General features: G+C 67.2%; 13 protein-coding genes. 10 read left to right on the forward strand and 3 right to left on the reverse strand.

Translation table 11 applies throughout. The features are described 5' to 3' along the window. Window positions 1–205: 205 nt before the first annotated feature. Together ilvD and ACFW0H_RS06800 are read right to left on the reverse strand one after the other, a co-directional pair. Window positions 206–2,044: a dihydroxy-acid dehydratase gene (gene ilvD / locus ACFW0H_RS06795; RefSeq protein ID WP_422913136.1), complete on the reverse strand. Its 1,839-nt coding sequence runs from the start codon at window positions 2,042–2,044 to the stop codon at window positions 206–208. Between the two features lie 238 nt (window positions 2,045–2,282). Beyond that, on the reverse strand, window positions 2,283–3,308 hold the full coding sequence (locus ACFW0H_RS06800; protein WP_422913137.1) for an Ldh family oxidoreductase: 1,026 nt from the start codon (window positions 3,306–3,308) through the stop codon (window positions 2,283–2,285). A gap of 113 nt (window positions 3,309–3,421) precedes the next feature. Between ACFW0H_RS06800 and ACFW0H_RS06805 the strand changes: the two genes are divergently transcribed. The 6 genes from ACFW0H_RS06805 to ACFW0H_RS06830 are packed head-to-tail and all read left to right on the forward strand — an operon-like array spanning window position 3,422 to window position 8,691. Beyond that, window positions 3,422–4,297 (forward strand): MurR/RpiR family transcriptional regulator, encoded by an 876-nt coding sequence (locus ACFW0H_RS06805; protein WP_422913138.1) that lies wholly within the window; start codon window positions 3,422–3,424, stop codon window positions 4,295–4,297. A gap of 30 nt (window positions 4,298–4,327) precedes the next feature. Further along, window positions 4,328–5,086 (forward strand): ABC transporter substrate-binding protein, encoded by a 759-nt coding sequence (locus ACFW0H_RS06810; RefSeq protein ID WP_422913139.1) that lies wholly within the window; start codon window positions 4,328–4,330, stop codon window positions 5,084–5,086. A gap of 53 nt (window positions 5,087–5,139) precedes the next feature. Further along, complete coding sequence (locus ACFW0H_RS06815) at window positions 5,140–5,859, forward strand: ABC transporter permease (protein ID WP_422913140.1); 720 nt, start codon at window positions 5,140–5,142, stop codon at window positions 5,857–5,859. Continuing rightward, window positions 5,856–6,560 carry an ABC transporter permease gene (locus ACFW0H_RS06820; RefSeq protein ID WP_422913141.1) on the forward strand — a complete coding sequence of 235 codons (705 nt, stop codon included), beginning with the start codon at window positions 5,856–5,858 and terminating at the stop codon, window positions 6,558–6,560. The genes ACFW0H_RS06815 and ACFW0H_RS06820 overlap by 4 nt, the downstream gene beginning before the upstream one ends. Window positions 6,561–6,609: 49 nt before the next feature. Continuing rightward, window positions 6,610–7,851 (forward strand): NAD(P)/FAD-dependent oxidoreductase, encoded by a 1,242-nt coding sequence (locus tag ACFW0H_RS06825; RefSeq protein ID WP_422913142.1) that lies wholly within the window; start codon window positions 6,610–6,612, stop codon window positions 7,849–7,851. Between the two features lie 60 nt (window positions 7,852–7,911). Beyond that, a complete protein-coding gene (locus tag ACFW0H_RS06830) occupies window positions 7,912–8,691 on the forward strand; it encodes an amino acid ABC transporter ATP-binding protein (protein WP_422913143.1) in 780 nt (259 codons plus the stop codon). A gap of 153 nt (window positions 8,692–8,844) precedes the next feature. Here ACFW0H_RS06830 and ACFW0H_RS06835 read toward each other — a convergent pair whose 3' ends face one another. Continuing rightward, window positions 8,845–10,041, reverse strand: a complete 1,197-nt coding sequence (locus ACFW0H_RS06835) for a class I SAM-dependent rRNA methyltransferase (protein WP_422913144.1) — start codon at window positions 10,039–10,041, stop codon at window positions 8,845–8,847. Window positions 10,042–10,194: 153 nt separating this feature from the next. On the opposite strand from ACFW0H_RS06835, the gene ACFW0H_RS06840 reads away from it, so the two are divergent. The 4 genes from ACFW0H_RS06840 (at window position 10,195) to ACFW0H_RS06855 (ending at window position 12,986) form a co-directional block, all read left to right on the forward strand. Next, window positions 10,195–11,061, forward strand: coding sequence for an HDOD domain-containing protein (locus ACFW0H_RS06840; RefSeq protein WP_459077289.1), 867 nt, complete (start codon window positions 10,195–10,197; stop codon window positions 11,059–11,061). 42 nt (window positions 11,062–11,103) lie between these two features. Then, on the forward strand, window positions 11,104–11,916 hold the full coding sequence (gene mutM / locus ACFW0H_RS06845) for a bifunctional DNA-formamidopyrimidine glycosylase/DNA-(apurinic or apyrimidinic site) lyase (protein ID WP_422913145.1): 813 nt from the start codon (window positions 11,104–11,106) through the stop codon (window positions 11,914–11,916). 62 nt (window positions 11,917–11,978) lie between these two features. Then, complete coding sequence (locus ACFW0H_RS06850; RefSeq protein WP_422913146.1) at window positions 11,979–12,557, forward strand: lysophospholipid acyltransferase family protein; 579 nt, start codon at window positions 11,979–11,981, stop codon at window positions 12,555–12,557. A 72-nt stretch (window positions 12,558–12,629) separates the two neighbouring features. Beyond that, window positions 12,630–12,986, forward strand: a complete 357-nt coding sequence (locus ACFW0H_RS06855) for a multidrug transporter (RefSeq protein ID WP_422913147.1) — start codon at window positions 12,630–12,632, stop codon at window positions 12,984–12,986. The last annotated feature ends 18 nt before the right edge of the window (window positions 12,987–13,004 follow it).

Here is a 13,004-nt window from a genome sequence, read left to right on the forward strand (position 1 = left end):
GACCGCAAAAAAGCGGCGATTCTACCTGAGTGGTCAAGTTTGGTGAGGGCGCTGGCTCTTGTAGGGGCGAATTCATTCGCCAAGGGCGGCGCAGCTGCCCCCTGAGATCTCGCAGGGCAGACCTGCGGCCTGCTTGGCGAATGAATTCGCCCCTACACAAAAGAAAGCCCGGCGCGGGGCCGGGCTTTCGTTGCAGCGGCTGTGATCAGTCGTCCAGCATCGCCTTGTTGCGCACCGCGCCCTTGTCGGCGCTGGTGGCGAGCAGGGCGTAGGCCTTGAGGGCAGTGGTCACGCGTCGCGCGCGCGGCGCGGCGGGTTTCCAGCCTTTCTTGTCCTGGGCGTGGCGACGGTGGGACAGTTCCTCATCGCTGACCAGCAACTGGATGGTGCGGTTGTGGATGTCGATGTGGATCTTGTCGCCGTCTTCCACCAGGCCGATGGCACCACCGGCAGCGGCTTCCGGAGAAGCGTGGCCGATGGACAGGCCCGAGGTGCCGCCGGAGAAGCGGCCGTCGGTGAGCAGCGCGCATTGCTTGCCCAGGCCCTTGGACTTCAGGTAGCTGGTGGGGTAGAGCATTTCCTGCATGCCCGGGCCGCCTTTCGGGCCTTCGTAGCGGATGATCACCACGTCACCGGCCTTCACTTCGTCGGCGAGGATGCCCTTCACCGCGGCGTCCTGGCTCTCGAAGATCTTCGCGGTGCCTTCGAACACGTGGATGGACTCATCCACGCCGGCAGTCTTCACCACGCAGCCGTCCAGGGCGATGTTGCCGTAGAGCACGGCCAGGCCGCCTTCCTGGGAGTAGGCGTGCTCGACGCTGCGGATGCAACCTTCGGCACGGTCGTTGTCCAGGGTCGGCCAGCGGGTCGCCTGGCTGAACGCGGTTTGGGTCGGGATGCCTGCGGGGCCGGCCTTGAAGAAGGTGTGGACGGCTTCGTCCTGGGTCTGGGTGATATCCCATTGGGCAATGGCATCGGCCATGCTCGGGCTGTGCACGGTGGGCACGTCGGTGTGCAGCAGGCCGCCACGGGCCAGCTCGCCGAGGATGCCGAAGACGCCGCCGGCGCGGTGCACGTCTTCCATGTGGTACTTCTGAATGTTCGGCGCCACCTTGCACAGCTGCGGCACGCGGCGCGACAGGCGATCGATGTCGCGCAAGTCGAAGTCGATTTCCGCCTCCTGGGCGGCGGCCAGCAGGTGCAGGATGGTATTGGTCGAGCCGCCCATGGCGATGTCCAGGGTCATGGCGTTCTCGAAGGCCTTGAAGCTGGCGACGTTTCGCGGCAGCACGCTGTCGTCGCCTTCGCCGTAGTAGCGCTGGCACAGCTCGACGGCCAGGCGGCCGGCGCGCAGGAACAGCTGTTCGCGGTCGGCGTGGGTGGCCAGGGTCGAACCGTTGCCCGGCAGCGACAGGCCGAGGGCCTCGGTCAGGCAGTTCATCGAGTTGGCGGTGAACATGCCGGAGCAGGAACCGCAGGTCGGGCAGGCGCTGCGCTCGTACTCGGCGACCTTCTCGTCGGAGCAGGAGTCGTCGGCGGCCACGACCATCGCGTCCACCAGGTCCAGGCCGTGGTTGGCCAGCTTGGTCTTGCCGGCTTCCATCGGGCCGCCGGAGACGAATACCACCGGGATGTTCAGGCGCAGGGCGGCCATCAGCATGCCGGGGGTGATCTTGTCGCAGTTGGAAATGCAGACGATGGCGTCGGCGCAGTGGGCGTTGACCATGTATTCCACGGAGTCGGCGATGATCTCGCGACTCGGCAGGGAATAGAGCATGCCGTCATGGCCCATGGCGATGCCGTCGTCGACGGCGATGGTGTTGAATTCCTTGGCCACGCCGCCGGCCTTCTCGATCTCGCGGGCCACCAGCTGGCCCAGGTCCTTCAGGTGCACGTGGCCGGGCACGAACTGGGTGAAGGAGTTGGCGATGGCGATGATCGGTTTCTTGAAGTCTTCGTCCTTCATCCCGGTGGCGCGCCAGAGGGCGCGGGCGCCGGCCATGTTGCGGCCGTGGGTGGAGGTTTTCGAGCGATAGTCGGGCATGGGGATTCCTGCGGCTGATACGGTTGCGAGTCCTGCACGACCCGCTTGTAAGAGTCATGTGCGTATGGAGCCCGGGGCGCGTGCAGGCGTGGTGATGGTCGCGTCTGCAGGGGGCCGGGGTAGCGGGGTCTCCGCGTGCCCGGCAGGGGCTCGTTCGGCCTGCCGAAGGGTAGCTGGCGAGGGATGCCCGATTCTAACCCCGGCCGCGCGGCACTGGAAAGGCGCGGGGGCGCGCCGCTCAGCGGTCGGCGAGTGCGCGCAGGCGCGCCAGCTCGGCCGCCGGCAGGGGGATGCCCTCGCGTGCGGCACGCTCGCGCTGGCGGTAGCGGCGATCGCCCGGCTGGCGCTCCTGGCCTGCCTCCACCATGCGGGCGATCAGGGCTTCGCAGCGCTCGGCGAAGGGGCGCGTGGCACCACGGTCCGGGTCGATGAGGATCAGCAGCTGGCCGGTCCAGGGCGTCTGCGCGCCGGGGTGGCCGGACCAGTCGAACTCGAAGGAGAAGTTGCCGCCGGTCAGCGCCGCGGCCAGCAGCTCCACCATCATCGACAGGGCCGAGCCCTTGTAGCCGCCGAAGGAGAGCAGGGCGCCACCCTCGAGGATCGCCTGCGGATCGCGGGTCGGCTGGCCCCGGGCGTCGACGCCGTAGCCTTCCGGCAGGGTCTTGCCCTCGCGGGCGGCGATCTGCACGTCGCCGTGGGCGATGGCGCTGGTGGCCAGGTCGAACACCAGCGGATGGCCGCCGGCGCGCGGCGCGGCGAAGGCGATGGGGTTGGTGCCGAACAGGGCGCTGTGGCCGCCATGGGGCACCACGCAGGTCATGCTGTTGACGAAGCTGAGGGCCACCAGGCCCTCGCGGGCGAAGGGCTCGACGTCGGGCCAGAGCGCGGCGAAGTGGTGGCTGTTGCGGATCGCCAGCAGCGCCATGCCGCTTGCCCGCACCTTTTCCATAACCAGCGTACGGGCTGCTTCCAATGCCGGCTGGGCGAAGCCGCCGCCGGCGTCCACGCGCACGAAGGAGGAACCCAGGTCTTCCACCCGGGGTTCGGCCTGGCCGTTCACCCAGCCGCTGGCCAGCGACGACAGGTAACCGGGGATGCGGAACACGCCGTGGCTGTCGGAGCCGTCGCGCTGGGCCGCGGCGCAGTTCTCGGCGAGGATGGCGGCCGTTCCCGATGAGGTGCCGTGACGCTCGAAGATGCCTGCGAGCAGGTCCCGCAGCTCATTGAAGGACAGGTGGACCGTGTCGCTGGAGTGGCTCTGCATGGATGGGCTCTCGTGGGTGGTCGATGGTTCCGCATCATAAGAATTGCAAGTTAACTGTCAAATATTGACTTGATGACAGAAAACAATCATTTTCCTCGCCACCGGAGGTCCCCATGAATCGATCCCTCAAAGAACGCCTGGAAGCCAGCCTGTCCGCCCGCACGGCGTCGTCGCGGGCGATTGCCAACTACATGCTGGCCAACCTGCAGGAGCTGCCCTTCGAGACCTCCGCCGCCATCGCCGAGAAACTCGGCATCAGCGAGTCCACGGTCGGGCGTTTCTGCCGCGCCCTGGGTTATGCCCACTTCAAGGCACTGAAGGCCGACCTCAAGGACGACCTGGGGGACAGCCCCTGGCTGATCGGCGACCGCCTGAAGGAGTTCCGCCAGCAGGAAGTCGCCGGCGAAGACGCCCTGTCGGCCAGCCTGCAGCGGGAAATGGCCGCCCTGGTGCGCGTCTACGAACACAGCCGCACGCCACAGTGGCGCACCGTCTGCGAGCGCCTGGCGAGCATTCCGCGGGTCTACGCCGCCGGCTTCCAGACCGAGCGCGGCGTCTCGGTGTCCTTCGTCCACCTGTTGCAGTACCTGCGCGACGGCGTCCAACTGGTCGATGGCGCCTCCGGCTACTTCGGCGACGTGCTGCTGTCCGCTCCCGGCCAGGCGGCGCTGGTGGTCTTCGAGGCGCGGCGCTATTCGCGCCATGCCCTGGTGCTCTGCCGCCAGGCCCGCGCGGCGGGCATCCCGGTGACCCTGGTCACCGACGACTACTGCGATTGGGCCGAGCAGAACGCCGATGAGGTCTTCCGCGTGCCCACGGACCTCGGCCTGTTCTGGGAGTCCACCGGCCCGATGCTCTCGCTGGTCAATCTCTTGCTCAACGACGTGTTCAAGTGCCTCGGCCCCGATGTCGAGCAGCGCCTGGAGTCCGTCGCCGCCCTGCATAACGAGTTTGTTGGCTACACCTCCTCACCCGGTTCACCCCGCTAGAACAACCCTAATAAGAAAGAGGCAGCACCGATGAAACGACTCACCCGCTTGGCATTGGCATCCCTGGCTCTCTGCGGCGTCGTCGCGACCGCCCAGGCCGAGACGATTCGCATCGCGACCGAGGGGGCCTATCCGCCCTTCAACTACGTGGATTCCAACAACCAGCTGCACGGTTTCGACGTGGACGTCGCCAACGCCTTGTGCGCGAAGATGCAGGTGGAGTGCACGCTGGTGGCCCAGGACTGGGACGGCATCATCCCCGCGCTGCTGGCCAAGAAATACGACGCCGTAGTCGCCTCCATGGTGATCACCGAAGAGCGCCAGAAGAAGGTGGCCTTCACCGACCGCTACTACCGCACCCGTCTCGCCGTGGCCGTGGCCAAGGGCTCGGCGCTGAAGGACACCAACCCGGAAAGCTTCAAGGGCCTGGTGGTCGGCGCCCAGTCCGCCACCACCCAGGGCATGTATGCCGAGGACATCTACGGCGCCGCTGGCGCCGAGGTGAAGCTCTACCCCTCCCAGGACGAGGCCAACGCCGACCTGAACACCGGCCGCCTCGATGCCCTGGTCCACGACAAGTTTCCCCTGCTCGACTGGCTGGCCAAGGACGGCAAGGACTGCTGCACCCTGCTCGGCGATATCCAGGGCACCGACGACGAGGTCGCCATCGCCGTGCGCCAGGACGACAACGCCCTGCGCGAGCGCCTGAACAAGGCCCTGGCGGAGATCATCAAGGACGGCACCTACCAGCAGATCGCCAGCCGCTACTTCCCCTTCGACATCTATTGATTGTCCGCCGCGTGCCCGGCCCCGGCCGGGCACCTCGATGCGAGGCCTGAATCATGTTCGAGCAGTTGGCTCTACTTTCCCTCGGCGAGGGCGGCTGGGGCATGGCCCTGCTGGCCGGCGCCCTGGTCACCCTGTCCCTGGCGCTGGCCTGCGTGCCCCTGGGGCTTTCCCTGGGGCTCATCGTCGCCCTCGGAGCCCGTTCGCCGCGCCGCTGGCGGCGCGGCCTGGCTTCGGCCTTCGCCACGGTGTTCCGTGGCCTACCGGAGCTGCTGACCCTGCTGATCGTCTACTACGGTTGCCAGATCGGCGTGCAGAAGCTGCTGGCCCACTTTGGTCATCACACCGAAGTCACCATCAACGCTTTCCTCGCCGCCATGGTCGCCTTCAGCCTGGTCTTCGCCGCCTTCTCCAGCCAGGTCTGGCTGGGTGCCTTCAAGGTGGTCGGCAAGGGGCAGTACGAAGCCGCCCAGGTCCTGGGCCTGTCGCGCGCCACCGCCTTCTTCAAGGTGATCCTGCCGCAGCTGACCCGCGTCGCGCTGCCAGGCCTGTCGAATAACTGGCTGAGCCTGCTCAAGGACACCTCGCTGGTCTCCACCATCTCCCTGGTGGATGTGATGCGCCAGACCAACCTGGCGGTCAGCGCCACCAAGGAGCCGATGCTGTTCTACGGCAGCGCCTGCCTGATCTACCTGTTCTTCTCGGCCCTGTCCGGCCGCGTATTCAGCTACGCCGAGAAGCGTTACAGCCTCGGTTACAGGAGTCAGCGCACATGAGCGAGTTCCTGCATTTCTTCGTCGATCCCGAACTGCTGGACCGCTATGGCCTGCGCCTGCTGGACGGCCTGCTGGTGACCGCCAAACTGGTGGCCATCTCCTTCACGCTGGGCATGTTGCTGGGGCTGCTCCTGGCCCTGGCGCGCAATTCGCGCAATCGGCTGCTGCGTGGCTTCAGCGGCGGCTACATCTACCTGTTCCGCGGCTCGCCGCTGCTGGCCCAGCTGTTCCTGCTCTACTACGGCGTGGGTTCCTTCCGCGAGTTCTGGCAGGACGCGGGGCTCTGGTGGTTCTTCCGCGATGCCTGGTACTGCGCGCTGGCAGCCTTCACCCTGAACACCGCCGCCTACCAGGCGGAGATCTTCCGCGGCAGCCTGCTGGCCATCGCCCCCGGCCAGTACGAGGCCGCCTCGGCGCTGGGCCTGTCGCGCAGCACCACCTTCTTCAAGGTGGTGCTGCCGCAGTCGCTGCTGGTGGCCATCGCGCCGCTGGGCAACGAGCTGATCCTGATGATCAAGGCCAGCGCCATCGCCTCCCTGGTGACCATCCACGACCTGATGGGCGTGGCCAAGGCCGGTTTCTCGCGCACCTTCGACTTCCAGCTCTACCTCTGGGCGGCGGTCCTCTACCTGGTACTGGTGGAGGTGATCCGGCGCGGCCTGCTGCTGGCCGAAGGGCGCCTCGGCCGCCACCTGAACTAGACCAACCCACATCCAGGCACCGCCAGGGTGCCCATCGAAGGATCCTTTCATGGACTGCGACATCCTTGTCCTGGGCGCCGGCATCGTCGGCGTTTCCACCGCCCTTCACCTGCAGGCGCGCGGCCGTGACGTCTGCCTGGTGGACCGCGCCGAGCCCGGCTCGGGCACCAGCCACGGCAACGCCGGCCTGATCGAGCGCTCCAGCGTGGTGCCCTACGCCTTCCCGCGCAGCTTTGCCGCGCTGCTGCGCTACGGCCTGAACCAGCAGCCGGACGTGCGCTACAGCCCGAGCTACCTGCCGAAGCTCGCACCCTGGCTGGCGTCCTACTGGCACAACTCTTCCGCGCGCCTGCTGGAGGAGGCGTCGCGGGCCATGCTGCCGCTGGTGGAACGCTGCGTGGAGGAGCATGACCAACTGGTGGAGGCCGCAGGCCTCGGGCACCTGATCCGCGCACGGGGCTGGATGGACGTCTACCGCAGCCGCGAGGCCCTCGACCAGGCCGTGGCGGAAGCCCGCGCGCTGGACCGCTTCGGCCTGCGCTTCGAGGTGCTGGACGCGGCCAGCCTGCACCAGCGCGAGCCACACCTGGGCAGGGTGGCGGCTGGCGGCATCCATTGGCATGACCCGAAGACGGTGCTCGACCCCGGTGCCCTGGTGCGCGGCTATGCCGAACTCTTCGTGCAGCGCGGCGGCCGCCTGCTCACGGGGGACGCCAAGGGCCTGCGCCAGCGCAACGGTGCCTGGTGCCTCGACGTGGATGGCGTGGAATTGCAGGCACCCGATGTGGTGGTGGCCATGGGGCCGCAGTCGGGCGATCTGTTCCGTGCCCTGGGCTATCGCATCCCGCTGGCGATCAAGCGCGGCTATCACATGCACTACGCGCCAGCGGAAGGCGCCGAACTGGGCCACTCCGTCTGCGATGCCCAGAGCGGCTATGTGCTGGCGCCCATGGCGCGCGGCATTCGCCTGACCACCGGCATCGAATTCGCCGCTCCCGAGGACCCGGCCAACGAGATCCAGTTGCGCCGTGCCGAACGCCTCGCACGCGAACTCTTCCCCCTGGGCCGCCGCCTGGACGCCGAGCCCTGGCTGGGGCGCCGACCCTGCCTGCCGGACATGCGCCCGGTGATCGGCCAAGCGCCGGACCATCCGGGCCTCTGGTTCAACTTCGGTCATGCCCACCACGGCCTGACCCTGGGCCCGGTCAGCGGCCGCCTGCTGGCGGAGATGATGACCGGCGCGCGCCCCTTCACCGACCCGACGCCCTACGGCGCCCAGCGCTTCCGCTGAGCGCCAGGGCGTTCCGACTTGCCGATACGCAACAAAGAGGACAACAAGATGTTATCGAGCATGAAAGCCGCCCCCGCCCAATCGCCTCACCTCAGCGCCGTACCGCAGACGCCGGCGGTGGTGATCGAGGGCCTCGAGAAGCAGTACGGCGACTTTGCCGTGCTCAAGGGCATCGATCTGGTGGTGCGGCCGGGCGAGCGCATCGTCCTGTGCGGGCCCTCGGGCTCCGGCAAGTCGACCCTGATCCGCTGCATCAACCGGCTGGAGACCATCAGCGGCGGGCGCATCCTCATCAACGGCTGCGACCCGCAGGCCGATCCCGCGCGCGGCGCCGCCGCATTGCGCGAGGTGGGCATGGTGTTCCAGCACTTCAACCTGTTCCCGCACATGAGCGTGCTGGACAACTGCACCCTGGCGCCGATGTCGGTGCGCGGCCTCTCCCGCGCCGAGGCGGAGGCGCGCGCCAGGGAGTTCCTGCGCAAGGTCGGCATCGAAAGCCACGCGCACAAGTATCCCAGCCAGCTCTCCGGCGGCCAGCAACAGCGCGTGGCGATTGCCCGGGCGTTGTGCATGGAGCCGAAGATCATGCTGTTCGACGAGCCCACCTCGGCGCTGGACCCGGAAATGGTCGGCGAGGTGCTGGACGTGATGGTGAAGCTGGCCGGCAGCGGCATGACCATGCTCTGCGTCACCCACGAAATGGGCTTCGCGCGGCAGGTGGCGGAACGGGTGCTGTTCCTGGAGGGCGGGCGCATCGTCGAGGACAGCCCGCCGGAAACCTTCTTCAATGCGCCGAAGAGCGAGCGGGCGAAGGCGTTCCTCGCGCAGATCCTGCATTGATCGGTGGGGCCGCAGGGCCGAGATGCGTAGGGTGGACAGCGCTTTTCTGTCCACCGGGCGATGCTCGGCTCGACTCCGCTGGTGGATAAAAGAGCGTTATCCACCCTACACGCTGTGGGGGCAGTTTCATTCGCCCCCACAGGTCCTGTGCCGTCAGCTGTTCGGCAGCAGGCGGCAGGTCAGGCTCTTGATGTAGCGGGTCTCGGGGATGGCCGGGTGCACCGGGTGGTCAGGGCCCTGGCCGCCGCGCTCCAGCAGGAGGATGTTGCGGTCCAGATGGCGGGCACTGCCGAGCAGGATGTTCTGCAGGTCGTCTTCCGGCAGGTGCATGGAGCAGGAGGCGCTGACCAGGATGCCGTCCTTGTTGAGCAGGCGCATGGCCTGCTCGTTGAGGCGGCGGTAGGCGGCCTCGCCGTTCTTCAGGTCCTTCTTGCGCTTGATGAAGGCGGGCGGGTCGGCGACCACCACGTCGAAGCGCTCCTCGGCGGCCTTGAGCTCCTTCAGGGCCTCGAAGACGTCGCCTTCCACGCAGGTGACCTGCTCGGCCACGCCGTTGAGGGTGGCGTTGCGCTCGACGCCGTCGAGGGCGAAGCCGGAGGCGTCGACGCAGAACACTTCGCTGGCGCCGAAGGCCGCGGCCTGCACGCCCCAGCCGCCGATGTAGCTGAACAGGTCGAGCACGCGCTTGCCCTTCACGTAGGGCGCCAGGCGCGCGCGGTTCATGCGGTGGTCGTAGAACCAGCCGGTCTTCTGGCCTTCCATCACCGGCGCTTCGAACTTCACGCCGTTCTCTTCCAGGGCGACCCATTCGGGGACCACGCCGAAGGCGGTGTCCACGTAACGCTCCAGGCCTTCGGCGTCACGGGCGCTGGAATCGTTCTTCCAGAGCACACCGCGGGGCTTGAGTACCTGCACCAGGGCGTCGAGCACGGCGTCCTTGTGGCGCTCCATGGCGGCGGAGGCCAGCTGTACGACCAGATGGTCGCCGAAACGGTCCACCACCAGTCCTGGGAGCAGGTCGGAATCGCCGTAGACCAGGCGGTAGAAGGGCTTGTCGAAGAGGCGCTCGCGCAGGCTCAGGGCGACGTTGATGCGGTGCACCAGCAGGGACTTGTCCAGCACGTGCTTGACGTCGCGGGACACCAGGCGGGCGCAGATCAGGTTGTTCGGGGAGAGCGCGACCACGCCCAGCGGCTTGCCGCCGGCGGCCTCGAGGATGGCCTGGTCACCGGGCTGGAAAAGGTTCAGCGGGGTGGCGACCACATCCACTTCGTTGCTGTAGACCCACAGGTGGCCGGCGCGCAGGCGTCGATCGGCGTTGGCTTTGAGGCGCAGGCTGGGCAGGGACATGTGTCGCTCTCCGGAAAAAAGGCCGGGATTATACCCTAGCCCGCAGCCGCGCCGGGGGCCGCCCGGCGGGCCTCGACTGCGGCCGGAAATCCCGCGCAATGGGCGCAAGCAACCGGGTAGACTGTCGCCTCGCTCAGAGGCTTCCCTGTCCCCATGGCTCAAGAACTTTCCGCAGATCAGATCCGCCAGGTGCTGCAGGGCATAAGCGTGCCCCCGCAGCCGCAGATCATGGTCGACCTGCAGATGGAGCAGGTCATGCCCAATCCGGACCTGAAGACCATTGCTCGCCTCATCAGCCAGGACCCGGGCCTGTCCGGCGCGTTGCTGAAGATCGTCAACTCGCCCTTCTTCGGCCTGACCAACCGCATCGCCTCGATCCAGCAGGCGGTGAACCTGCTGGGCTGCAACACCGTGATCAACCTGATCAACGCGCAGTCGATCAAGGGCGAGATGAGCGATGAGACCATCGTCACCCTGAACCGCTTCTGGGATTCCGCCCAAGACGTGGCCATGACCTGCCTGACCCTGGCCAAGCGCATCGGCTACCAGTCGGCGGACGAGGCTTATGCCCTTGGCCTGTTCCACAACTGTGGCATCCCGCTGATGCTCAAGCGCTTCCCCGATTACATGCTGGTGCTGGAAGAGGCCTACGCCTGCGCCGGCCCGGAGCGTCGGGTGGTGGATACCGAGAACCGGCTGCTGAACACCAACCACGCCGTGGTGGGTTATTTCACCGCGCGCTCCTGGCGGCTGCCGGAACACCTTTGCGAGGCCATCGCCAACCACCACAACGCGCTGTCTCTGTTCAGCGACGAGTCCGGCCGCGATGCCCCGCTCAAGACCCTGCTGGCGATCCTCAAGATGGCCGAGCACATCTGCGCCTCCCACCTGGTGCTGGGCAACCAGGCCGAGGATTACGAGTGGATGAGCATCCGCGTCCAGGTGCTGGACTATGTGGGGCTCTCGGAGTACGACTTCGAGAACCTCAAGGAAAGCATCCGCGAGCTGGGAGCGCACTGAAGCCCTCCCAACCCGTGTTACCGACCGATTCCAGAGAAACCGATGCCTGAACTACCCGAAGTCGAAACCACCCGCCGCGGCATCGCGCCCTTCCTCGAAGGCCAGCGCGTCAGCCGGGTGATCGTGCGCGAGCGCCGCCTGCGCTGGCCGATTCCCGAGGACCTGGACGTGCGCCTTTCCGGCCAGCTCATCCTGCACGTCGAGCGTCGCGCCAAGTACCTGTTGCTCGAAGCCGAGGCCGGTACCCTGATCAGTCACCTCGGCATGTCCGGCAGCCTGCGCCTGGTGGAGGCCGGACTGCCGGCGGCCAAGCACGAGCACGTGGACATCGAGCTGGAGTCGGGCATGGCGCTGCGCTATACCGACCCGCGCCGTTTCGGCGCGCTGCTCTGGAGCATTGATCCGCTGAACCACGAGTTGCTGCGCCACCTCGGCCCCGAGCCGTTGACCGACCTGTTCGACGGCGAGCGCCTGTATCAGCTCTCCCGGGGCCGCAGCATGGCGGTCAAACCCTTCATCATGGACAACGCCGTGGTGGTGGGGGTCGGCAACATCTACGCGGCGGAGGCGCTGTTCGCTGCCGGCATCGACCCGCGCCGCGAGGCCGGCTCCATCTCGAGGGCGCGCTACCTGAAGCTTGCCGGGGAGATCAAGCGCATCCTCGCCCAGGCCATCGAATGCGGCGGCACGACCCTGCGCGACTTCGTCGGCGGCGACGGCAAGCCGGGCTACTTCCAGCAGGAACTCTTTGTTTACGGACGCCCCGGCGAGTTCTGCAAGGTCTGCGGCTCGACCCTGCGGGAAATCCGCCTCGGCCAGCGGGCCAGCGTCTATTGCCCGCGCTGCCAGCGCTGAATCCGCGCCGGGGCGCCAGGCCCGGTGCCTGCCTGATAACGACAAGAAAGTGGATCATCCACATGTACGGTAACTACCTGCCCCGCAATCCCTTCGCCGAGGCCGTCGGCCACGGCACGCTCCGTCTGCTGGGCTGGCGCATCGAGGGGCGCCTGCCGGACCTCGACAAGTTCGTGGTGATAGGCGCCCACCACACTTCCAACTGGGATTTCGTGATCTTCCTCGCGGTGAAATTCGTGCTTCGCCTGAATGCCCGCTGGTTCGCCAAGCACAGCCTGTTCCGCTGGCCCTTCGCCAGGCTCCTGCAGCGCTGGGGCGGGGTGCCGATCCACCGCCACCTCAGGTTGAACATGGTGGAGCAGGCGGTGGAGCGCTTTCGCGAGAATCGCCAGTTCATGCTGGTGATTTCGCCGGAGGGGACGCGCAAGCGGGTGGAGCGCTGGAAGATGGGCTTCTATCACATCGCCCGTGGCGCCGGGGTGCCCATAGTCCCGGCGGCCCTGGACTACGCCAACCGCCGCGTGGTCTTCGGCCAGCCCTTTTACCCCACGGGCGACGAGCAGGGCGACCTGCGCGCGCTGCTGGCCTTCTACCGCCCCTACGTGCCGAAAAAACCGGACTACGCTTTCTATGGCGATTGAAGGCCGTCACGCTGTCAGACTGCCATGCGCTGTTATAGTTTTCCGCACACCCATTGCTGAAGGATCGTCCGCATGAACCTGTTCCGCACCACCGCTGCTGTCCTGGCGCTGACCACCGGCCTGCTGGCGCTGCCGGCAAACGCGGAAGTTGTGCAGGAGAACGTCAGCGGCGACCCGATGTACACCGCCGACGCCCCTACCGGCTACCGCATGGCCGGCGACATCCTCATCGCGCGGCCGCTGCTGATCGGCGCCACGGTGATCGGCGCCGGGCTGTTCATCATCAGCCTGCCCTTCTCCGCCCTGGGCGGTAACGTCGAGGAAGCCGCCAACGAGCTGGTTGGCGTGCCGGGCCGCGAGGCCTTCGTGCGCTGCCTGGGCTGCACCATCAGCGGTTACCAGCACGATACGTCCAGCGAAAGCTACTGAGTCCCCCTTCGCCAGAGC

It is taken from the genome of Metapseudomonas cellulosilytica, assembly GCF_049334135.1.
Lineage (GTDB): Bacteria > Pseudomonadota > Gammaproteobacteria > Pseudomonadales > Pseudomonadaceae > Metapseudomonas.

What these genes read in the sequence shown, in the direction of transcription:
- ilvD (WP_422913136.1), bottom strand. Translation starts at nt 2,044, where the DNA reads ATGCCCGACTATCGCTCGAAAACCTCCACCCACGGCCGCAACATGGCC.
- ACFW0H_RS06800 (WP_422913137.1), bottom strand. Translation starts at nt 3,308, where the DNA reads ATGCAGAGCCACTCCAGCGACACGGTCCACCTGTCCTTCAATGAGCTG.
- ACFW0H_RS06805 (WP_422913138.1), top strand. Translation starts at nt 3,422, where the DNA reads ATGAATCGATCCCTCAAAGAACGCCTGGAAGCCAGCCTGTCCGCCCGC.
- ACFW0H_RS06810 (WP_422913139.1), top strand. Translation starts at nt 4,328, where the DNA reads ATGAAACGACTCACCCGCTTGGCATTGGCATCCCTGGCTCTCTGCGGC.
- ACFW0H_RS06815 (WP_422913140.1), top strand. Translation starts at nt 5,140, where the DNA reads ATGTTCGAGCAGTTGGCTCTACTTTCCCTCGGCGAGGGCGGCTGGGGC.
- ACFW0H_RS06820 (WP_422913141.1), top strand. Translation starts at nt 5,856, where the DNA reads ATGAGCGAGTTCCTGCATTTCTTCGTCGATCCCGAACTGCTGGACCGC.
- ACFW0H_RS06825 (WP_422913142.1), top strand. Translation starts at nt 6,610, where the DNA reads ATGGACTGCGACATCCTTGTCCTGGGCGCCGGCATCGTCGGCGTTTCC.
- ACFW0H_RS06830 (WP_422913143.1), top strand. Translation starts at nt 7,912, where the DNA reads ATGAAAGCCGCCCCCGCCCAATCGCCTCACCTCAGCGCCGTACCGCAG.
- ACFW0H_RS06835 (WP_422913144.1), bottom strand. Translation starts at nt 10,041, where the DNA reads ATGTCCCTGCCCAGCCTGCGCCTCAAAGCCAACGCCGATCGACGCCTG.
- ACFW0H_RS06840 (WP_459077289.1), top strand. Translation starts at nt 10,195, where the DNA reads ATGGCTCAAGAACTTTCCGCAGATCAGATCCGCCAGGTGCTGCAGGGC.
- mutM (WP_422913145.1), top strand. Translation starts at nt 11,104, where the DNA reads ATGCCTGAACTACCCGAAGTCGAAACCACCCGCCGCGGCATCGCGCCC.
- ACFW0H_RS06850 (WP_422913146.1), top strand. Translation starts at nt 11,979, where the DNA reads ATGTACGGTAACTACCTGCCCCGCAATCCCTTCGCCGAGGCCGTCGGC.
- ACFW0H_RS06855 (WP_422913147.1), top strand. Translation starts at nt 12,630, where the DNA reads ATGAACCTGTTCCGCACCACCGCTGCTGTCCTGGCGCTGACCACCGGC.